The sequence below is a fragment of the Pseudomonas sp. NFACC37-1 genome, from assembly GCF_900101575.1.
GTDB lineage: Bacteria > Pseudomonadota > Gammaproteobacteria > Pseudomonadales > Pseudomonadaceae > Aquipseudomonas > Aquipseudomonas fluorescens_AA.
This window is the reverse complement of the sequence record NZ_FMUZ01000016.1, coordinates 1-19,841: the sequence shown is the minus strand read 5'-3', so window position 1 is coordinate 19,841 and position 19,841 is coordinate 1. Positions and strand designations below refer to the sequence as shown.

The window sequence follows — 19,841 nt, the reverse complement described above, 5'->3', positions numbered from 1 at the left end:
GTATGTGGGGGTTCCTGCAACACATGTCGTACTGGGACTGGCTGGCGCTGGGCGTCATCCTGCTGATCCTTGAAGTGTTCGGCGCCGGTGGTTACCTGCTGTGGATCGGCATGGCCGCCGCGGCAGTCGGCGTGCTCACGTTCTTCCTGCCGCAGATGCCGTGGGAATTGCAGTTCCTGTTGTTCGGCCTGTTCGCCATCGCCACGGCACTGTACTGGTGGCGACGCCAGCGCAGCGCCGTGCGCCAAAGCGATCAGCCGCACCTGAACCTGCGCGGGCAGGAACTGATCGGCAAGGTCTTCCTGGTGCATGAAGCGATTGTCGATGGCCGTGGCAAGATCAAGGTGGCCGACAGTGTCTGGCTGGCCAAGGGGCCCGAATCGTCCGTTGGCACGCGGGTCAGGGTGGTGGCGCAGGAGGGGGCGGTGCTGCAGGTGGAGCGGGCTGACTGACAAGTCATGGAACTGAATCGAGACGCAGGTAATCCAACGTCATAGTTAACCCAGTGGAGTCACCTATCATGCGTCTCAAACTTGCTGTCGCTACCGTAGCCTTGCTGTCTCTTCCTGTCGGCTCGGCAATGGCCGACACGTTTTGGCGTAACGTCATCTCGTCCGGTGCGACCACCGGTTCCACCTACCTGACCTTCAAGGATCACAAACTGATCGTCGCCGCCCAAGACGATGCCGGCAGCTTCGTCGCCAGTGATGGCGGTATCCGTGGTCCTTACCTGGAAGCGGCGATGCAAAAAGTGCGTGCCGACAACCCAAGCCTGCAAGCCACCGACATGGAACTGGCCAACGCGATCCTGGCGAAAAACGCCGTCGCCCAGGACTGATGCCCGGCCAATAAAAAATGCCGCTCCATTGAGCGGCATTTTTTTGTCCGGCGAACATCCCGAGGCTACCCCCTGTGGAAGCGAGCTTGCTCGCGAAGGCGTCAGCCCAGACAACCCGTGGATTGGCTTGAAGCTGATCGTCCCCACGCTCTGCGTGGGGATGCATCCCGTGACGCTCTGCGTCACATTTCAGAAGCGGAACGCGGCGCGTCCCTGGCGGCATTCCCACGCAGGAGCGTGGGAACGATCGATCCACCGCTATCGCGAGCAAGCTCGCTCCCACAGGTGCAGTCGTCCTTATTCGCCGATGGCAGCCTTGTAGCCTGCCGCATCAAGCAACTTGTCCAAATCAGCTGTGTTGCTCGGCTTGAGCTTGAAGATCCAGGCACCGTAAGGATTGGAGTTGAGCAACTCCGGCGCGCCACTCAGCTCGTCGTTGATCGCGATCACTTCACCCGCAATCGGGGAATAGATATCGGAAGCGGCTTTGACCGACTCCACCACGCCGGCCTGGTCATTTTCGGCAAAAACCTTACCGACTTCAGTCAGCTCGACAAAGACCACGTCGCCCAAGGCTTCCTGCGCATGATCGCTGATGCCCACGGTGACGGTACCGTCAGCCTCCAGACGTGCCCACTCATGGCTTTCGGCGAAACGCAGTTCGGCAGGGATATCACTCATATTCTGTGTCCTCAATAGAAAGTGTCAGCGGCCAGCGGCCCGCCGCAAAAGGTTAGATCAGGGTTTTGCCATGGCGGACGAAGGTCGGTTTGACCACCCGTACCGGGTACCACTTACCACGAATTTCTACCTCGGCACGGTCGGCGGTTGCCATCGGAACACGTGCCAGGGCGATCGACTTGCTAAGCGTAGGAGAAAAACTACCACTGGTGATCTCCCCTTCGCCAACATTGGCGATGCGAACCCCCTGGTGGGCGCGCAAAACACCCCGTTCTTCCAGCACCAGCCCGACCAGTTTGTGCTGCACACCGCTGGCAAGCTCGGTCTCCAGCGCGCTGCGCCCGATGAACTGACGGCTCGCCGGTTCCCAGGCGATACTCCAGGCCATGTTCGAGGCCAGCGGGGAAACATCCTGGTGGATATCCTGGCCGTAGAGGTTCATGCCGGCCTCCAGGCGCAAGGTATCGCGGGCGCCTAGGCCAATGGGCGAAATGCCAGCGCCGACCAGGTCATTGAAGAAACTCGGGGCCTCCTGGGCGGGCAGGACGATTTCCAGGCCATCTTCGCCGGTGTAGCCGGTCCGGGCAATGAACCATTCGCCGTCGGCGCGCCCTTCGAAAGGCTTGAGTTGCTGGATGATTTGCCCACGGGATTGAGTGACCAGCTCGGCAATCTTCTGCCGGGCGTGAGGGCCCTGGATCGCCAGCATCGCCAGCTCGGGGCGCTCATGCAGTTGCGCGTCATAGTCACCGAGCTGTGCCTGCATCCAGGCCAGGTCCTGATCACGGGTCGAGGCGTTGAAGACCAGACGATAACCATCTTCGACACGGTAGATGATCATGTCGTCGACGATGCCGCCGCGCTCATTGAGCATCGCGCTGTACAAGGCACTGCCTGTGTCTTGCAAGCGGTCGACGTCATTGGCCAGCAAGCGCTGCAGCCAGACCTTGGCCTGGGGGCCGGCGACGTCGATCACGGTCATGTGGGATACATCGAACACACCGCAGTCGCGACGCACCTGATGGTGTTCTTCGACCTGCGAGCCGTAATGCAAAGGCATATCCCAACCGCCAAAATCGACCATCTTCGCGCCAAGGGCGAGATGAAGGTCATACAGAGGCGTACGCTGTCCCATGGGTTTCTCCTTCCGGGCTTGGCGAAGGTGCGGACGGGCACTGCGTAGCGCGAACGTCTGAAAAAAGGAGTTTTCTGACGTTCTCAGTTGCCCGGTCCGACAGACGGACCGCACCGAATGCCGCGCATTGTAGCCGCATGAGGTAGGACTGGCACCTAGCTGTTTCGATGGGCCGAACGTCGTATCAATCCGATGACCGGCAACAGCCCCACCAATACCAACGTCAGCGCCGGTAGCGCGGCCCGGGCCCACTCCCCTTCGCTGGTCATCTCGAAGATCCGCACCGCCAGCGTGTCCCAGCCGAACGGGCGCATCAGCAGCGTCGCGGGCATTTCCTTGAGCACATCGACGAACACCAGCAACGCGGCGCTCAAGGTGCCGGGCAACAGCAACGGCAGATACACTTTGAAAAACAGTCGGGGCCCACTGACCCCAAGGCTGCGTGCCGCTTCGGGCAAGGACGGACGAATGCGCGCCAGGCTGCTCTCCAACGGGCCGTAGGCCACGGCCAGGAAACGCACCAGATACGCCAGCAACAGCGCCGACAGGCTGCCCAGCAACAACGGCTTGCCGGCACCGCCGAGCCAGGTCGACAGCGGGATGACCAGCTCACGGTCCAGGTAGCTGAACGCAAGCATGATCGATACCGCCAGCACCGAACCGGGCAAGGCATACCCCAGGTTCGCCAAGCCGACGCCGGCACGAATCGGACGGGTCGGCGCCAACCGCCGGGCGAACGCCAGCAGCAAGGCCACACAGACGGTGACCAGCGCCGCCAGGCCGCCCAGGTAGAGGGTGTGGACGATCAGCCCGGCATAACGCTCATCCAGGTCGAAACGACCGCGTTGCCAGAACCACACCACCAACTGCAGCACCGGGATGACAAACGCGCAGGCAAATACCAGGAAGCACCAGCCACTGGCCGCCACGGCCTTGAGGCCGCGCAACGTATACAACGCCTTGACCCGGGGCCGCTCGTTGCCGGCCCGGTGAGCGCCGCGGGCCCGGCGTTCGCCGTAGAGCACCAGCATCACCGCCAGCAACAGCAGGCTGGCCAGTTGGGCGGCGCTGGAGAGGCTGAAGAAGCCGTACCAGGTCTTGTAGATGGCGGTGGTGAAGGTGTCGAAGTTGAACACCGACACCGCGCCGAAATCCGCCAGGGTTTCCATCAGCGCCAGCGCCACGCCCGCACCGATGGCTGGCCTGGCCATCGGCAGCGCCACACGCCAGAACGCCTGCCATGGCGACTGCCCCAGCACCCGGGCAGCTTCCATCAAACCCTTGCCCTGGGCCAGGAAGGCACTGCGCGCCAACAGGTAGACGTAAGGATAAAAGACCAGCACCAACACGAGAATCACCCCGCCGGTGGAGCGAACCCGGGGCAGGCGCAGGCCACTGCCGAACCACTCACGCATCAGCGTCTGCACGGGGCCGGCAAAATCCAGCAGGCCAACGAAGACAAACGCCAACACGTAGGCCGGAATCGCGAACGGCAGCATCAATGCCCAATCGAGCCAGCGACGTCCCGGGAATTCACACAGACTGGTGAGCCAGGCGAGACTGACACCCAGCAAGGTCACTCCGACACCCACGCCAAGGATCAAGGTGAGGGTATTGCCCAACAAGCGCGGCATCTGTGTATCCCATAAGTGGGACCAGATTTGCTGGTCGATGCTCTGCCAGGACAGCAGCAAGACACTCAAGGGCAACAGGACCAGCGCAGCAATGGCGAAGACCAGGGGGTACCAGCGGCGTTGGGCGGGGTGGGCCAAGGGGAGCTCTCGTTTAAATGATGATGCCCGCACATTGGCGCGGGCACCTATTTTATAACCCGCCGCATGAAAACCTGTGGCGAGGGGATTTATCCCCGCTGGCTTGCGGAGCAAGCCCAATTACAGACAGTTCAATCCGTCTGACACGCCGCGCTCTCCGCTTGGGGGCTGCTTCGCAACCCAGCGGGGATAAATCCCCTCGCCACAAGGAATAGTGTCTGACTGGGGGTTAATTCCAGCCAGCGCGATCCATCATGCGAATGGCTTCGGCCTGGCGTTTACCCGCGACTTCAACCGGCAAGGTATCGGCCTTGAACGCCCCCCAGGCCGCCACTTCCTTGGACGGCTCGACCTTCGGGTTGGCCGGGAATTCCTGGTTCACGTCGGCGAAGATGCTTTGCGCTTGCGGCGTGGTCATCCACTCCACCAGTTTCTTGGCGGCATCCGGATGCGGCGCATGCTTGGTCAAGCCAATGCCCGAGAGGTTGATGTGCACGCCACGATCAGCCTGGTTCGGCCAGAACAGCTTCACCTTCAGGTCCGGCTTCTGCTGGTGCAGGCGGCCATAGTAGTAGGTGTTGACGATACCGACATCGCACTGGCCAGCATTGATCGCCTCAAGCAATGCGGTGTCATCGGAGAACACGTCGGTGGACAGGTTCCTGACCCAACCCTTGAGGATTTCTTCGGTTTTTTCCGCACCGTGGGTTTCGATCAGCGTGGCGGTCAGGGACTGGTTATAGACCTTTTTCGAGGTCCTCAGGCACAGACGGCCTTCCCACTCCTTGCCGGCCAGCGCTTCATAGGTGGTCAATTCACCCGGTTTAACCCGGTCGGTGGAATAGGCAATGGTCCGCGCCCGCAGGCTCAAGCCGGTCCAGGCGTGGGACGAGGCGCGGTATTGGGACGGGATGTTGGCGTCGATCACCGGGGAGGTGAACGGCTGGAGAATGCCCATCTGCTCGGCCTGCCAGAGGTTACCGGCATCGACGGTGAGCAGCAGGTCGGCGGTGGCGTTCTCGCCTTCGGCCTTGATCCGCTGCATCAACGGCGCTTCCTTGTCGGTGATGAACTTCACCGGGACGCCGGTTTTCTTGGTGTAGGCATCAAAGACCGGCTTGATCAGTTCATCGATACGCGAGGAGTAGACCACCACCTCATCGGCGGCCTGGGCGGCAGTGGTGCCGATCAGGGTCAAGGCGAGGACGGACAGCAGGCGCTTGGTTGCCAACATGGTAGCGGTCTCTGGATGGTGAAAGAGGCGCAAATGATAAGGACTCACATTTGGCTTCTCAATCGAACAGTGGGTGGACACATTTCCAAATGTTGCATAGATGGATTGAGGTGGCTGTGCCGGCCTCATCGCGAGCAAGCTCGCTCCCACATTTGATCCGGTGACGACTGTGGGAGCGAGGCTTGCCCGCGATGAAGCCATAAGCCCCAACCCACATCTCAGGCCTTGGCCAAATCCGGCAAATCCCCACTCAACCCCAGCGCCTCGCGCACGAACAAGGCCTTGGCCTCAGGCAGGCGGTCCACCAGCTTCAGCCCGGTGTTGCGCAACCAGCGCACCGGCAGCGGATCGGCCTGGAACAACCGCTCGAAGCCCTCCATCGCCGCCATCAGCGCCAGGTTGTGGGGCATGCGTCGGCGCTCGTAGCGGCTCAGCACCTTCACGTCCGCCAACCGCTCGCCACGGCCGGCCGCGTGCAACAGCACTTCGGCCAGCACGGCAGCGTCGAGGAAACCCAGGTTCACCCCCTGCCCGGCCAACGGATGGATGGTATGGGCCGCGTCGCCGATCAACGCCAGCCCTTCGGCCACGTAGCGCTTGGCATGTCGCTGGCGCAGCGGCACGCACAGGCGCGGGTCGGCGCTCAGTACCGGGCCAAGCTGGCCTTCGAAGGCACGCTCCAGTTCGTTGCAAAATTCGCTGTCATCGAGCGCCATCAAGCGCTGCGCGTCTTCGGGGGTGGTGGACCAGACAATCGAGCACCAGTCGTGCTGGCCGTCACGCTCAAGGGGCAGGAACGCCAACGGGCCGTTGTCGGTGAAACGCTGCCATGCCGTCATCCGATGCGACCGGGTGCTGCGCACGCTGGTGACGATGGCGTGGTGCAGGTAATCCCATTCGCGCGTCGCCACGCCGGTGAGGCGGCGCACAGCGGAATTCGCGCCGTCGGCGGCAATGACCAGGGGTGCCCGCAACGTGCGGCCATCGGCCAGGGTCAGCAGCCAGTCGTCACCGGAACGACGCATCTGTTCCAGACGGGCATTGGCCAACAGGCCCAGGTCGCAGTCATGCAGTCGGTCCAGCAGGGCATCCTGCACCACGCGATTTTCAACGATGTGCCCAAGCGTCTCGGCATGCAGGCTGGCCGCGGAAAAATGGATCTGCCCGGTGCCACTGCCGTCCCAGACGTGCATGTCGGTGTAAGGGCTGGCCCGCCGGGTGGTGATGCCCTCCCAGACGCCCAGGCGATCAAGGATCCGCTGGCTGGCCGTCGACAAGGCACTGACCCGGGGCTCGAACGCGGCCTGGGGATCGAAGGGCTTGACGCTCATCGGACTGCCGTCGAGCAACAACACTTGCAGGCCACTGTCCTGCAACGCCAGCGCCAGGGCGCTGCCGACCATACCCGCGCCGACAATCAGCAGATCTGCACGCAATTCCATGCTCTAAGCCTGTTTTGCGGGCGACATCAGCCGCCCATGAAAAGAAATGACCACCCCAGCCTCAAGCATCGGGACGCGTCCCCAGCCCCATGGCCTGGCGGGCGAACCAGCGCTTGGCCGGCGGCAGCAGGTCGAGGCCCAGCAAGCCGAGGTTACGGCCCAGGGACACCAGCGGCAGGCTGCTGCCGAACAGCCGCGTGACCTGGTCGGAGAAGCCCACGGTCAGGGCCTGGTCCATGCGCTGGCTCTCGCGGTAGGCCTGCAATACGGCAAAATCCCCCGGCGCGCGATCGCTGTCGAGCAAGGCATCGGCCAGGGCCTGGGCATCGCGCAGGGACAGGTTGAACCCCTGCCCGGCAATCGGATGCAGGCTGTGGGCGGCATTGCCCAGGATCGCCAGGTGCGGACGGACCTGCTCTTCGGCTTCCACCAGCGCCAACGGGTACAGGTGCCGTACACCCACCTGCTTCAGCGTCCCCAGGCGATAACCGAACACACCCTGCAATTCGGCGAGGAAGCTGCGCTCGTCGAGGGCCGCCAACCGTTGCGCGTCCATGCCCTGTCGGGTCCAGACCAGCGCGCAACGATTCTCCGGCAGCGGCAACAAGGCCATCGGGCCGTCATCGGTGAAACGCTCGAAGGCCATGCCATTGTGGGCTTCGCTGGGGGTGATGTTGGCGATCAAGGCGCTCTGGTCATAGGGACGACTGCGCACCCCGACGCCCAACTGCTCGCGCAGGCTGGAGCGACCGCCATCGGCCAGAACGGCAAGGTCGCACTCCAGGGTGGTTTCGTCGTCGAGGGTCAGGCGATAACCGCCGACCAATGGCTCCATACGCGTAACCTGCGCCGGGCAGCGCCAACTGACCACCTCCGGGTCCAGGCCTTGCCACAGGCACTGGCCAAGCCAGGCGTTTTCCACCACGTAGCCCAGGGCCGGCACCCCCTCTTCCATGGCCGACAGCCGCGCCGTGGAAAACCGTCCGCGATCGGACACATGGATCTGCTTGATCGGTTCGGCGCGACGGGAAATCTCCTGCCAGACACCCAAGCGTTGATAAATCTGCCGGGCACCGTAGGACAATGCCGAAGACCGGGCATCGTAGCTTGGCTGCCAGGCGTCGCCGGGGGCGAAGGGCTCGATCAGGATGATCCTCCAGCCCCGGGCCTTGGCACCGGCCTGCAGGGCCAGCGCCAGGCTCGCGCCGACCAGGCCACCGCCGATGATCGCCAGATTGACCCGGCTCATGCCGCTTGCGTCCGGGCGGCGGCCATCAGGGCCTCGATGTCGGCGACCGTTTTCGGCACGCCTCGGCTCAGGATTTCACAACCGGTTTTGGTCACTACCACGTCATCCTCGATGCGCACGCCAATGCCGCGCCATTTTTTCGCGACGCTGCGGTTGTCCGGGCCGATATAGATGCCCGGCTCCACCGTCAGCGTCATGCCGATTTCCAGGACCCGCCACTCGCCGCCAACCCGGTATTCACCCACATCATGCACGTCCATGCCCAGCCAATGGCCGGCGCGGTGCATGTAGAACGCCCGGTAGGCCTCGCTGGCAATCAACTCGTCCACCTCGCCCTCCAGCAGCCCCAGGTGCACCAACCCTTCGGTAATGACCCGGACCGTCGCTTCGTGGGCCTGGTTCCAGTGTTTGTCCGGTGCGATCTGGGCAAACGCAGCTTCCTGGGCGGCCAGCACCACTTCGTAGACCGCTTTCTGCTCGGGCGAAAACTTGCCGCTGACCGGCCAGGTACGGGTGATGTCGCTGGCGTAGCAGTCGATTTCACAGCCGGCATCGATCAACACCAGGTCGCCGTCCTTGAGCAGCGCATCGTTCTGCTGGTAGTGCAGGATGCAGCTGTTGCGCCCCGCCGCGACGATCGAGCCATAGGCCGGCATTTTCGCCCCACCCTTGCGGAATTCATAATCGAGCTCGGCCTCCAGGCTGAACTCATGCAAACCCGGGCGCGCCGCCTGCATCGCCCGGATGTGCGCCTGGGCGGAGATCCGCGCCGCTTCGCGCATGACCTTCAGTTCCGCCGCCGATTTATACAGGCGCATATCGTGCAGCAAGTGATCCAGGGCAACGAATTCGTTCGGCGGCTGGGCGCCGAGGTGAGCCTTGGAGCGAATCACGTTGATCCACTCCATCAGGTGCCGGTCGAATTCAGGGTTGCTGCCCATGGCCGAATACACCCGGTCGCGGCCTTCGATCAGGCCCGGCAGAATGTCGTCGATGTCGGTAATGGGAAACGCGTCGTCGGCACCGTAGTCACGGATCGCCCCTTCCTGGCCGGCGCGCAGGCCGTCCCACAACTCACGTTCGGCGTTGCGCTCACGACAAAAGAGGATGTATTCGCCATGGGCGCGGCCGGGCATCAGCACCAGCACCGCTTGCGGCTCGGGAAAGCCGCTGAGGTACTGGAAGTCACTGTCCTGGCGGTAGACATGCTCGACGTCGCGGTTGCGGATCGCAACGGCGGCGGCGGGCAGGATTGCGATGCTGTTGGGTTCCATCTGCGCCATCAGGGCCTTGCGGCGACGGCTGTATTCCGATTTCGGGATATGAATCATGGGCAGACGGGGTCCCTCTGGAATTTAATGCAAGGACGGCTTGGGGGCCGCAGCATCGGTTTTCTTGGTCTCGGTGAACAGTAGCAATGGTGCGACCCGCAGGTACTCCATCACTTCCATGTAGTCGCTTTCGCCGTCATCGGACTCTTCCAGGGCATCCTGGACCTGGGAGATCGCGGCCAAGTCCTGCAGCACTTCCTTGGCCTCTTCGCTCAGCGCGTATTCGCGGCGGGTCAGGCCGAAGCCAGCGAGGAAGCCCTGGCACCACTGGCCCAGCGCCGCGGCGCGTTCGACCAAGGGGGCGTCGTCAGTGGGCAGCAGCAGGACGACGGTCATGTCATCGCTGGTCAATTCGCCCTTGACCATTTCCTGCAGGCCGATCAGCGCGTTACGGACGTTGTCCGCCGGCTCGCCTTCCAGCAGCTCGGCGGCGTCGGCCAACCAGCCGTCGGCATCGAAACCGGCACCGGCGCAACTGCGGCCAAGCAACAGGCCATGCAGTTCGGCAGGCGAGACAGGATGACCGCTGGTGCTCAGCAGGGTGGCGAATGCTTGATACGGGGAATTCTGAATGGGCATGGGCAGCTAGGCGCCAGACGGCGCTATGTCTAGAATGGAGGCCTTGTATCCTACATCGACAGACTCGCCAAGACTATCAGAGGCTGTGCGACCCACATCCCTCCATCAGACACATTCTTCAGTGGACACAATGGAAGACACCGACCTGCAAGCGCTGATGGCCAGACTCGAACTGCTAATTGACCGGGTCGAGCAACTTAAGAGCCAAAACGGACTCCTACTAGCTCAGGAAAAAACCTGGCGCGAGGAACGCGCGCACCTCATTGAAAAAAACGAAATCGCCCGGCGTAAGGTCGAATCGATGATTTCGCGCCTCAAGGCCCTGGAGCAAGACTCATGAGTTCAAGCAATAGCGTTACCGTGCAGATCCTCGACAAAGAATATTCGATCATCTGCCCCCAGGAAGAGCGCAGCAACCTGGTGAGCGCCGCCCGTTACCTGGACGGCAAGATGCGCGAGATCCGCAGCAGCGGCAAAGTCATCGGCGCCGACCGCATCGCCGTGATGGCCGCCTTGAACATCACCCACGACCTGCTGCATCGCCAGGATACGCCGGACGTACAGGTCAGTGGCTCGACCCGTGAGCAGGTACGCGACCTGCTCGATCGGGTGGATCTGGTGCTCGCCACCGATCCAGACGTCAGCAAGGGCTGATTCGCGAGGCTGCCTGGGGTATACTCGCCTCACTCCCTGGGGTGCTTGCCAGTTGGTGATGTCCCTGAGCCGATACGCACAACCACGGGGGTTGCACGTTGGGGCCGGTGTGCATGTCCGCTTGACGGAAAGCCTTAACGCCTCCTGCAACTTCCACCTTGAACTTTCGGGTTCAAGGGCTAAGCCGACAGCGGTTCATCCGGGGAGCCTGACTCCAGACAATGCCAGTCCATGCGGACTGGCATTGTCGTTTCCGGGCGCTGGCATTTCTGAGCGTCCTGTTTTGCGGTTACGCTGTGCGCCATCGCCACTGCGTGAAGCCTCGACATGACTGAACCCGCGCCGCTGCCCCGCCCGCAACTTCGCCGCCTGCTGCGCCAGGCCCGTCGCGCCCTGACGCCCGCCCAGCAACGGCAAGCGGCCCGCGGACTGTACAAACAACTGGCCCAGCATCCGTTGTTCCGCCGTGCGAAGCACATCGCCCTGTACCTGCCCAACGATGGCGAGATCGACCCGCGCCTGCTGCTGCGCGCGGCCCAGCGCCGGGGCAAGGCCACCTATCTGCCGGTGCTCAGCCCGTGGCCGCAGACCAAGATGGTGTTCCAGCGCATCCACCCCGGCGAAAAAATGCAGCCCAACCGGTTTCGCATCCCCGAGCCACGCAAGAACATCGCCCGGCAACGCAAGGTCTGGACGTTGGACCTGGTGTTGTTGCCATTGGTGGGGTTTGACGATGCGGGAGGTCGACTGGGCATGGGCGGCGGCTTTTACGACCGCAGCCTGGCGTACCTGGCGCGACGCAAGCAGTGGCGCAAGCCAACGCTGTTGGGGCTAGCCCATGAATGCCAGAAGGTCGAACGATTGGCGCAGGCAAGCTGGGACGTGCCGCTGCAGGGAACGGTCAGCGACAGGCAATGGTATATCGCGGGGTTGACGCCGCAGTAATCGGCGGCGCCTGGAAAGCAGGTTCAGCGTTTGAGCGTTGGCGCGGGCTGGGTGATATCCACCGGCGCCTCGGTCTTGTTGGTCCACAGGCTCTGGGCGTAACCCGTGGTCACGACACCCAGTCCGAACAGAATGACCAAGATCCACAACAAATCCGGTTTGCGTTTCATCGATTGCCCCCCTCAAGGCATATCACACACGATGACAGCAGCGGTTTTCTTATTGGCCGTGCAGCAGCGTCAAGCTTGGAAGGCCGGCATTTTGCGGCAAGCTGCAGCGACACGCAAATGCTGGCGTCAACCGACTGTCGGTTTGTCATAAAATCGTCGAACTATTTTGATAACCACCGCCCAGGAGAAAAAAACATGGCCTATTGGCTGATGAAGTCCGAGCCCGACGAACTGTCCATCCTGGGCCTGGAAAAGCTCGGCCAGGCCCGCTGGGACGGCGTTCGCAACTACCAGGCGCGCAATTTCCTGCGGGCCATGGCGGTGGGTGACACGTTCTTTTTTTACCACTCCAGTTGCCCCGAGCCAGGCATCGCCGGGATTGGCAAAATCATCCAGGCGGCCTATCCCGACCCTACGGCCCTGGACCCGGACAGCCATTATTTCGACCCCAAGGCCGGCCCGGATAAAAACCCCTGGACCGCAATCGACGTGGCGCATGTCGAGACCTTCCCCCGCGTCCTCAAGCTCGACTACCTCAAGCAACAGGCCGCCCTGGCCGAGATGCCCCTGGTGCAGAAAGGCTCGCGCTTGTCGGTGATGCCGGTGACCGCCGAGCAGTGGGCGGCAGTGATTGCCCTGCGCTGAACATCCATGTATTGATGGATATCAAGCTGGGGCGGTAGCGGATCCAGCAAACTGGACGCTATAGCCGCAGGATGCCGGACATGTCGACGCCCCCTCATACCTCTCGTTTCTTCGCCCTCGCCCTGCTGGCCGTCTTGTTGGCCGCCGGCGGGTTCGGCTACTGGAAGTCCCGACATGACCGTTTGCCGGAAGGCCTGAGCATGGGCAACGGCCGCCTCGAGGCCACCGAAGTCCAGATCGCCAGCAAGACCCCCGGTCGCCTGGCCGAAGTGCTTGCCAATGAGGGCGACAAGGTCGTCAAAGGCCAGTTACTGGCGCGCATGGACACCCGAACCCTGGAAGCCCAGCGTAACCAGGCCGAAGCCGAAGTACTGCGGGCCCGGGAAAACCTCGCAGCCACCGAGGCCAATGTCCATCTGCGCCAGAGCGAACAATTGCTCGCCCACCAGGAACTCCAGCGGACCCGGGAACTGTTCAAGCGTGGTTTTGCCAGCGGCCAGGTCATCGACCAACAGCAGGCCCGCATGGACACTGCCAACGCCGCGGTCAATGCGGCCCGGGCCCAGGTATCGGCGGCAAACGCCGCCATCGGCGCGACCCTCGCCCAGGTGGCGCAACTGACCAGCGAAATCGACGACAGCCGCTTGCGCGCGCCCATCGACGGCGTGATCCAACTGCGCCTGGCCGAGCCGGGCGAAGTGCTGGGTGCTGGCGGACGGGTGCTGCTGATGATCGATCCGAACGACCAGTACATGAACCTCTACCTGCCGGCCTCCGTGGCCGGGAAACTGGCGGTAGGCGACGAAGCACGAGTGCTGCTCGACGCCCTGCCCGAGCGACCGCTGCCGGCCACGATCAGCTTCGTCGCGGCAAAATCCCAGTTCACCCCCAAGGAAGTCGAAACCCGTGACGAACGCCAGAAGCTGGTGTTCCGCGTCAAGGTACGCCTGACCCGGCCCGGCGAGGTGCCCCAGGCCAAACCCGGCATGCCGGGTGCCGGCTACCTGCGCATCGCCCCCATCGACTGGCCGGCCAACCTGCAATGAGCACCGGTGGCGAACCGGCGCTGCGTGCCTCGGGCCTCAAGCACCGCTACGGCGCCCATGTCGCCTTGGACGACATCGCTTTCCATCTGCCCGCCGGCACTCGCTGCGGCCTGATCGGCCCGGACGGGGCCGGCAAGTCGAGCCTGCTGGGATTGATTGCCGGAGTGAAAAAACTCCAGCACGGCGAACTGGACGTACTGGGTGCATCGATCGAGGACCGGCATCATCGCAACACGCTCTACCGACGTATCGCCTTCATGCCTCAAGGACTGGGGGGCAACCTTTATCCTGATCTGTCGATACGCGAGAACATCCGGTTTTTCGGCACGCTGTTCGGACTATCGCGGGCGGAATGCGAACAACGCATGGGTACGCTGCTGCTGGCGACCGACCTGCAGCGTTTTGCCGACCGCCCGGCGGGCAAGTTGTCCGGTGGCATGAAACAGAAGCTTGGCCTGTGTTGCGCTCTGATCCACGAGCCGGACCTGCTGATTCTCGACGAACCCACCACTGGCGTGGACCCGCTGTCGCGGCGACGCTTCTGGGAACTGATAGAAGACGTGCGCCGCCAACGACCGCAACTGACCCTGCTGGTCGCCACGGCCTACATGGAAGAAGCCGAACAATTCGAGCATTGCCTGATGCTCGATAACGGTCGCTTGATCGCCCAGGGATTGAGCGCGGACCTGGCCGTTGTCACGCCAGACGGCAAGCTCGACTCGGCTTTCACCCATTTCCAAGGCGACAGCGGCCACGACGCCGAGCCGCTGACGATCCCACCCAGGGGCGAAAGCACCGCCGACATCGCCATCGAAGCCCATGACCTCACCTTGCGCTTCGGTGATTTCACTGCGGTCGATCACGTCAGCTTCGCGATTGGTCGTGGTGAGATTTTCGGTTTCCTGGGCTCCAACGGTTGCGGCAAGACCACCACCATGAAAGTGCTGACCGGGCTGATGCCTGCCAGTGAAGGCAGCGCACGCCTGCTGGGCAATCCGGTCAACGCCAAGGACCTCGCCACTCGCAAACGGGTGGGTTTCATGTCCCAGAGTTTCTCGCTGTACGGCGAGCTGAGCGTGCGCCAGAACCTGACCTTGCACGCGAAACTGTTCGACCTGCCCAAGACCGAAAGCACCAGCCGCATCGAAGACTTGATCCAACGTTTCAAGTTGCAGGACCTCGCCGACCAGCCTTCCGGGGCATTGCCCCTGGGCCTGCGCCAGCGTTTGTCCCTGGCGGTGGCAGTGCTGCATCGCCCGGAAGTGCTGATCCTCGACGAACCGACCTCCGGCGTCGATCCCGCCGCCCGGGATGACTTCTGGCGCCTGCTGATCGAGTTGTCTCGCGAACAGGGCGTGACGATTTTCCTCTCCACGCACTTCATGAACGAAGCCCAGCGCTGCGACCGTATTTCGCTGATGCACGCCGGCAAGGTCCTGGCCTGCGACACGCCAGCGGCCCTGCAGGCGCAGTTCAACGGCCAGACCCTGGAAGCCGCGTTCGTCACCTGCCTGGAACAGGCCCAGGGCGAGGCGCAGCAAGACTCCACCCCCGTGGCCCTCGACCAGGCCGACACCCCACGGGACCGGCACGGCCTCAGCCTCGGTCGCCTGTTGGCCGTCGCCAGCCGGGAAGGCAAGGAACTGCTGCGGGACAAAGTGCGAATGGCATTCGCCCTGCTCGGTGCCTTGTTCATGATGGTGATCTTCGGCTACGGCATCTCCCTGGACGTGGAAAAGCTCGCTTTCGCCGTGTTCGACCAGGATCAGAGCCCCCAAAGTCGCACCTACCTGGAAGCTTTTCGCAGCTCGCGCTATTTCGAGGAGCAACCGGCTATCCGCGACGCCAACGAACTGCATCGGCGCCTGCAACGCTCGGAAATCAAGCTGGCCCTGGAAATACCGCCCGGTTTCGGTCGCGACCTGTACGCCGGCCGGCAACCCACCGTCGGCGCCTGGCTGGACGGCGGCATGCCGTTCCGCGCCGAGACCAGTCGCAACTACGTCGAGGCCGTGCACCTGGCCAACCTCGAACAATGGGCCGAACAGAGCAGCCCGGCGCGCCCCCCGCACACCGCGGCCAAGCTGGAAACCCGGTTTCGCTACAACCAGGACGTGGTCAGTGTGAATGCCATCGGACCGGGGGTCATGGCACTGATCCTCGCGTTCATTCCCGCCATGTTGACGGCCCTGGGCATCGTGCGGGAGAAGGAACTGGGCTCGATCACCAACTTCTACGCCACACCGCTGACCCGCCTGGAGTTCCTGTTGGGCAAACAAGCCCCCTACCTGGTCATCAGCCTGGTCAACCTGGCCCTGCTGACGGCCATGAATCGCTGGCTGTTCGGCGTGCCGTTCAAGGGCAGCGGCCTGACGCTGGCACTGGGCGGCCTGCTCTACGTGCTGGCGACCACCAGCATGGGCTTGTTGATCTCGGCGTTCACCCGCACCCAGATCGCAGCGATCCTCGGCACCATGATCATCACCAGCCTGCCGACCATCCAGTTCTCCGGGCTGATCGTGCCGCGCTCGTCCCTGGAAGGCGCAGCATCGGTGATGGGCCAACTGTTCCCCGCCGGCCATTTCCTGGACATCGCCGTCGGCACCTTCACCAAGGCCCTGGATCTGCGCCAGCTATGGCCGCAATGCCTGGCGTTGTTCGGGTTCTTCCTGGGGTTCACCGGGCTCAGCCTGGTCATGCTGAAGAAGCAGGAGGCCTGATGCGCACCCTTTCACACATCTGGCGCCTGGGCCTCAAGGAACTGACCAGCTTGCGGTACGACTCGGTCCTGCTGCTGTTTTTGGCTTACGCCTTCACCGTGGCGATCTATATGCCGGCCGCAGGCTCGGTGATTGGCGTTCACAACGCCAGCGTGGCGGTGGTGGATGAAGACCAGAGCCTCCTCTCGCGCCAACTGGCCCAGGCCCTGCAACCACCGGAGTTCCAGACCCCGATGGCGCTGCCCTATGCCGAACTGGACAAGGTCATGGACAGTGGCCGCTACACCTTCGTGATCAACGTGCCCGCCAACTTCCAGGCCGACCTGCTTGCCGGACGCGAACCGGCGTTACAACTGAACGTCGATGCCACGGCCATGAGCCAGGCGTTCATGGGGGCCGGCTACATCGGACGGATTTTCCAACAGTTGCTGACCTACAGCGGCCAGGCGCAAGCGAGCGAGCAAACGCCCATCAGGCTGACCACCCGTGCGCTGTTCAACACCAACCTTGAGGGGGGATGGTTTCTGGCGGTGATCCAGATCGTCAACAACATCACAATCCTGGCCATCATCCTGACGGGAACCGCACTGCTGCGCGAGCGCGAGCACGGCACCCTCGATCATCTGTTGGTGCTGCCACTGACGGCCCTGGAAATCATGCTGGCGAAAATCTGGAGCAACATGCTGGTGGTCGTGCTGTGCACCTGGGCGTCGCTGGAAATCATCGTCAAGTTCGCCCTGGGCGTGCCGCTCGCCGGCTCCATGCTGCTGTTCCTGCTGGTGACGGCGCTCTACCTGTTCGCCAGTACCGCCCTGGGTATCTTTCTCGCCACCCTGGCGCGCTCGACGCCGCAGTTCGGCTTGCTGTCGATCCCGGTGATCATCCCGATGCTGCTGTTGTCTGGCGGCAGCACTCCGCTGGACAGCATGCCGCAATGGTTGCAATGGGTGATGCAAGGCTCGCCGTCGACCCATTTCGTCAGCCTCAGCGCGGCGATCCTGTTCCGTGACGCAGGGGTTGGCGTGGTCTGGCCGGACTTGTTGGCACTGGCGGCCATCGGGCTGTCGTTCTTCGCTATCGCCCTGGGGCGGTTCCGTAAAAGCCTGGCCTCTTGATAGAAAAGCCTCGGGCAGGCCCTGGAAACCCAGGCCCTGCCCGAGGCTGGGTGCCGGCGCTTATTGAATGATCAGGTTGTTGAACAACAGATCGTCCACCATCGGCTTGCCGGTCTCGTCGTTCATGACCTGCTGGGTCTGCTTCAAGGCTTCCTGGCGCAGCTTTTCCTTGGCTTCGAGGTTGTTCATCGTCTCGGTGGTCTGCTGGGCGAACAACGCCACCAATTGGTTACGAATCAGCGGCTCGTTGGCCTTGACCGCCGCAGCGGCGGCGTCACCGGTCACGCGCAGGGCCACATCGGCCTTGTAGACCTTCAGCTTCGCCGTGCCATCCAAGCCATAGTTGCCCACGAATGGCGGGCTGAGGGTGATGTAACTGACTTTCGGTGCCTCGCCCTCTTTCGCTTCCTTGGCCTCTTCGGCCATTGCCGCCACAGGCAACGACAGGGCCAGCATCAACATGATCCGCGCTTTCACAATTGACTCCTCATCCGGTTTGCGGCCCAGCATACCGCCCCACCGTTCAAGCACAAGCTTATGGCCGGCTATCAGGGCGGGGCATGCTCGTTGACCCGTTGTCTCTCACACCTACACTTATCGGCCATCACTCCCAAAGGAATAGCCCTGATGAAAGCCGTGCTGTGCAAAGAATTCGGCCCCGCCGAATCGCTGGTGCTGGAAGACGTCGCCAGCCCCGTCGCCAAGAAGAACGAAGTGCTGCTGGACGTGCACGCCGCCGGGGTGAATTTCCCTGACACGCTGATCATCGAGGGCAAATATCAATTCAAGCCCCCCTTCCCGTTTTCCCCCGGTGGCGAAGCGGCGGGCGTGGTCAGCGAGGTGGGTGAGAAGGTCAGCCACTTGAAGGTCGGCGACCGGGTGATGGCGCTGACCGGCTGGGGCAGCTTTGCCGAACAAGTGGCGGTGCCGGGCTACAACGTGTTGCCGATTCCCGCGTCCATGGACTTCAACACCGCCGCCGCCTTCAGCATGACGTATGGCACCTCGATGCACGCCCTCAAGCAACGGGCCAACCTCCAACCCGGAGAAACCTTGCTGGTGCTCGGTGCCTCCGGTGGCGTTGGCCTGGCGGCCGTGGAAATCGGCAAGGCCATGGGCGCCCGGGTCATCGCCGCCGCCAGCAGCGCGGAAAAACTTGCCGTGGCCAAGGCAGCCGGCGCCGACGAACTGATCAACTACAGCGAAACCAGCCTGAAGGATGAAATCAAGCGCCTCACCGACGGCCAAGGCGCCGATGTGATCTACGACCCGGTGGGTGGCGACCTGTTCGACCAGGCCATCCGCGCCATCGCCTGGAACGGCCGGCTGCTGGTGGTGGGCTTTGCCAGCGGGCGCATTCCCGAACTGCCGGTGAACCTGGCCCTGCTCAAGGGCGCCGCCGTGGTGGGCGTATTCTGGGGCTCCTTCGCCCAACGCCACCCCCAGGACAACGCCGCCAACTTCCAGCAATTGTTCGGCTGGTTCGCCGAGGGCAAGCTCAAGCCGCTGGTGTCGCAGGTGTACCCGCTGAGCAACGCGGCACAAGCCATCAATGATCTTGGCCAACGCAAGGCGGTGGGTAAGGTGGTTGTGCAGGTGCGTTGAAACCAAGCGGACAGAAAGGCCAGAACCACTGATGAGGTGGTTCTGGCTTTTTCTTTCTTATTACCCTGCACTGGAATTCTCAGCAACCGTCAATAAATACCGATTTGGCGGTAGATATATACCGCACCCTCGCCGAAAAAATACGCAAACCTTCTTCGTACACAACAGCACCCCATAGCAGCGGGGAGCCATTCAGTTACGGACAAGCCGACATGGATAAGTCATATGTGCGATGCGAATACTTATTTAGGACCTCACAAACAATTGGGGCCTGGCTCATACGAGATAGGTCCTATATCGATCAAAGGTAAAAATTCTACCGAGGTATATTTCCAAGGCGCTTGGGGTCCGTACGAGGGGCCTCCTAGGTTCTGTACGAAATCCCGAGAAACCCAATTGCCGCCCCTCAAACGCTGAGATTTTGTAGAGTCCTCCGCCATCGACGGAAAGGAATTCTGTGATGGCAAAGCGTTACGAACTCTCGGATGAGGCCTGGGGTGTGGTCTCCGACCTCTTCATCGAAACTCATGGCCGAGGGCGGCCGCGCCTGAGCGACCGCCTGATGCTCGATGGTGTGCTCTGGGTGCTTTGCTCAGGTGCTGCGTGGCGAGACATGCCGGAGCGCTTCGGTCCATGGTCAACGGTGTATCAACGGTTTCGCGGCTGGCGAAATCAGGGAA

21 protein-coding genes and 1 other RNA gene are annotated in these 19,841 nt (G+C 62.7%); 12 read left to right on the top strand and 10 right to left on the bottom strand.

Annotation, left to right across the window (positions count from 1 at the left end):
* The first annotated feature begins 2 nt into the window (after window positions 1–2).
* On the top strand, window positions 3–452 hold the full coding sequence (locus BLP82_RS17275; protein WP_092170557.1) for an NfeD family protein: 450 nt from the start codon (window positions 3–5) through the stop codon (window positions 450–452).
* A 68-nt stretch (window positions 453–520) separates the two neighbouring features.
* The gene (locus BLP82_RS17270) at window positions 521–838 is read left to right on the top strand and encodes a DUF2388 domain-containing protein (protein ID WP_092170554.1); all 318 of its coding nucleotides are present in this window, start codon (window positions 521–523) and stop codon (window positions 836–838) included.
* A gap of 297 nt (window positions 839–1,135) precedes the next feature.
* Here the strand turns inward: BLP82_RS17270 and gcvH are convergent, their stop codons facing one another.
* The 8 genes from gcvH to BLP82_RS17230 form a co-directional block, all read right to left on the bottom strand.
* Complete coding sequence (gene gcvH / locus BLP82_RS17265) at window positions 1,136–1,519, bottom strand: glycine cleavage system protein GcvH (protein WP_092170549.1); 384 nt, start codon at window positions 1,517–1,519, stop codon at window positions 1,136–1,138.
* A 52-nt stretch (window positions 1,520–1,571) separates the two neighbouring features.
* Window positions 1,572–2,654: a glycine cleavage system aminomethyltransferase GcvT gene (gene gcvT, locus BLP82_RS17260; RefSeq protein ID WP_092170545.1), complete on the bottom strand. Its 1,083-nt coding sequence runs from the start codon at window positions 2,652–2,654 to the stop codon at window positions 1,572–1,574.
* Window positions 2,655–2,809: 155 nt separating this feature from the next.
* On the bottom strand, window positions 2,810–4,426 hold the full coding sequence (locus BLP82_RS17255; protein ID WP_092170540.1) for an ABC transporter permease: 1,617 nt from the start codon (window positions 4,424–4,426) through the stop codon (window positions 2,810–2,812).
* A gap of 229 nt (window positions 4,427–4,655) precedes the next feature.
* Complete coding sequence (locus BLP82_RS17250; protein ID WP_092170535.1) at window positions 4,656–5,660, bottom strand: extracellular solute-binding protein; 1,005 nt, start codon at window positions 5,658–5,660, stop codon at window positions 4,656–4,658.
* Between the two features lie 218 nt (window positions 5,661–5,878).
* Entirely contained in the window at window positions 5,879–7,096 is a 1,218-nt protein-coding gene (locus BLP82_RS17245) for a 2-octaprenyl-3-methyl-6-methoxy-1,4-benzoquinol hydroxylase (protein ID WP_170842334.1), read from the bottom strand.
* A 67-nt stretch (window positions 7,097–7,163) separates the two neighbouring features.
* Window positions 7,164–8,351, bottom strand: a complete 1,188-nt coding sequence (ubiH, locus tag BLP82_RS17240) for a 2-octaprenyl-6-methoxyphenyl hydroxylase (RefSeq protein WP_092170527.1) — start codon at window positions 8,349–8,351, stop codon at window positions 7,164–7,166.
* Window positions 8,348–9,682 (bottom strand): Xaa-Pro aminopeptidase, encoded by a 1,335-nt coding sequence (gene pepP, locus BLP82_RS17235; RefSeq protein ID WP_092170523.1) that lies wholly within the window; start codon window positions 9,680–9,682, stop codon window positions 8,348–8,350. The genes ubiH and pepP overlap by 4 nt, the downstream gene beginning before the upstream one ends.
* 24 nt (window positions 9,683–9,706) lie before the next feature.
* Window positions 9,707–10,261 carry a YecA/YgfB family protein gene (locus BLP82_RS17230; protein ID WP_092170518.1) on the bottom strand — a complete coding sequence of 185 codons (555 nt, stop codon included), beginning with the start codon at window positions 10,259–10,261 and terminating at the stop codon, window positions 9,707–9,709.
* Window positions 10,262–10,391: 130 nt separating this feature from the next.
* Here BLP82_RS17230 and BLP82_RS17225 point away from each other — a divergent pair, with 130 nt between their 5' ends.
* The 4 genes from BLP82_RS17225 to BLP82_RS17210 all read left to right on the top strand — a co-directional run bounded on the left by BLP82_RS17225 (window position 10,392) and on the right by BLP82_RS17210 (window position 11,860).
* Window positions 10,392–10,601, top strand: coding sequence for a TIGR02449 family protein (locus BLP82_RS17225; RefSeq protein WP_003177365.1), 210 nt, complete (start codon window positions 10,392–10,394; stop codon window positions 10,599–10,601).
* Entirely contained in the window at window positions 10,598–10,915 is a 318-nt protein-coding gene (locus BLP82_RS17220; RefSeq protein WP_039590276.1) for a cell division protein ZapA, read from the top strand. Before BLP82_RS17225 ends, BLP82_RS17220 begins: the two co-directional genes overlap by 4 nt.
* A 30-nt stretch (window positions 10,916–10,945) precedes the next feature.
* Window positions 10,946–11,125, top strand: a non-coding RNA gene (gene ssrS / locus BLP82_RS17215) — 6S RNA.
* 117 nt (window positions 11,126–11,242) lie between these two features.
* Entirely contained in the window at window positions 11,243–11,860 is a 618-nt protein-coding gene (locus BLP82_RS17210; RefSeq protein ID WP_092170514.1) for a 5-formyltetrahydrofolate cyclo-ligase, read from the top strand.
* 23 nt (window positions 11,861–11,883) lie between these two features.
* Here BLP82_RS17210 and BLP82_RS31190 read toward each other — a convergent pair whose 3' ends face one another.
* On the bottom strand, window positions 11,884–12,030 hold the full coding sequence (locus BLP82_RS31190) for a hypothetical protein (protein WP_092170509.1): 147 nt from the start codon (window positions 12,028–12,030) through the stop codon (window positions 11,884–11,886).
* Window positions 12,031–12,225: 195 nt separating this feature from the next.
* Here BLP82_RS31190 and BLP82_RS17200 point away from each other — a divergent pair, with 195 nt between their 5' ends.
* The 4 genes from BLP82_RS17200 (at window position 12,226) to BLP82_RS17185 (ending at window position 17,556) form a co-directional block, all read left to right on the top strand.
* Window positions 12,226–12,675 carry an EVE domain-containing protein gene (locus BLP82_RS17200; RefSeq protein ID WP_092170504.1) on the top strand — a complete coding sequence of 150 codons (450 nt, stop codon included), beginning with the start codon at window positions 12,226–12,228 and terminating at the stop codon, window positions 12,673–12,675.
* Between the two features lie 80 nt (window positions 12,676–12,755).
* Window positions 12,756–13,721 carry an HlyD family secretion protein gene (locus BLP82_RS17195; RefSeq protein WP_060740131.1) on the top strand — a complete coding sequence of 322 codons (966 nt, stop codon included), beginning with the start codon at window positions 12,756–12,758 and terminating at the stop codon, window positions 13,719–13,721.
* A complete protein-coding gene (gene rbbA / locus BLP82_RS17190; protein ID WP_092170501.1) occupies window positions 13,718–16,441 on the top strand; it encodes a ribosome-associated ATPase/putative transporter RbbA in 2,724 nt (907 codons plus the stop codon). The genes BLP82_RS17195 and rbbA overlap by 4 nt, the downstream gene beginning before the upstream one ends.
* Complete coding sequence (locus BLP82_RS17185) at window positions 16,441–17,556, top strand: ABC transporter permease (RefSeq protein ID WP_092170497.1); 1,116 nt, start codon at window positions 16,441–16,443, stop codon at window positions 17,554–17,556. The genes rbbA and BLP82_RS17185 overlap by 1 nt, the downstream gene beginning before the upstream one ends.
* A gap of 60 nt (window positions 17,557–17,616) precedes the next feature.
* Here the strand turns inward: BLP82_RS17185 and BLP82_RS17180 are convergent, their stop codons facing one another.
* Window positions 17,617–18,033 carry a flagellar basal body-associated protein FliL gene (locus BLP82_RS17180; RefSeq protein WP_060743112.1) on the bottom strand — a complete coding sequence of 139 codons (417 nt, stop codon included), beginning with the start codon at window positions 18,031–18,033 and terminating at the stop codon, window positions 17,617–17,619.
* A gap of 150 nt (window positions 18,034–18,183) precedes the next feature.
* Here BLP82_RS17180 and BLP82_RS17175 point away from each other — a divergent pair, with 150 nt between their 5' ends.
* Both BLP82_RS17175 and BLP82_RS17170 read left to right on the top strand, forming a co-directional pair.
* Window positions 18,184–19,161 carry an NADPH:quinone oxidoreductase family protein gene (locus tag BLP82_RS17175; RefSeq protein WP_092170494.1) on the top strand — a complete coding sequence of 326 codons (978 nt, stop codon included), beginning with the start codon at window positions 18,184–18,186 and terminating at the stop codon, window positions 19,159–19,161.
* 460 nt (window positions 19,162–19,621) lie between these two features.
* The coding region (locus BLP82_RS17170) for a transposase (RefSeq protein ID WP_139197872.1) at window positions 19,622–19,841 on the top strand (220 nt) is incomplete at its 3' end.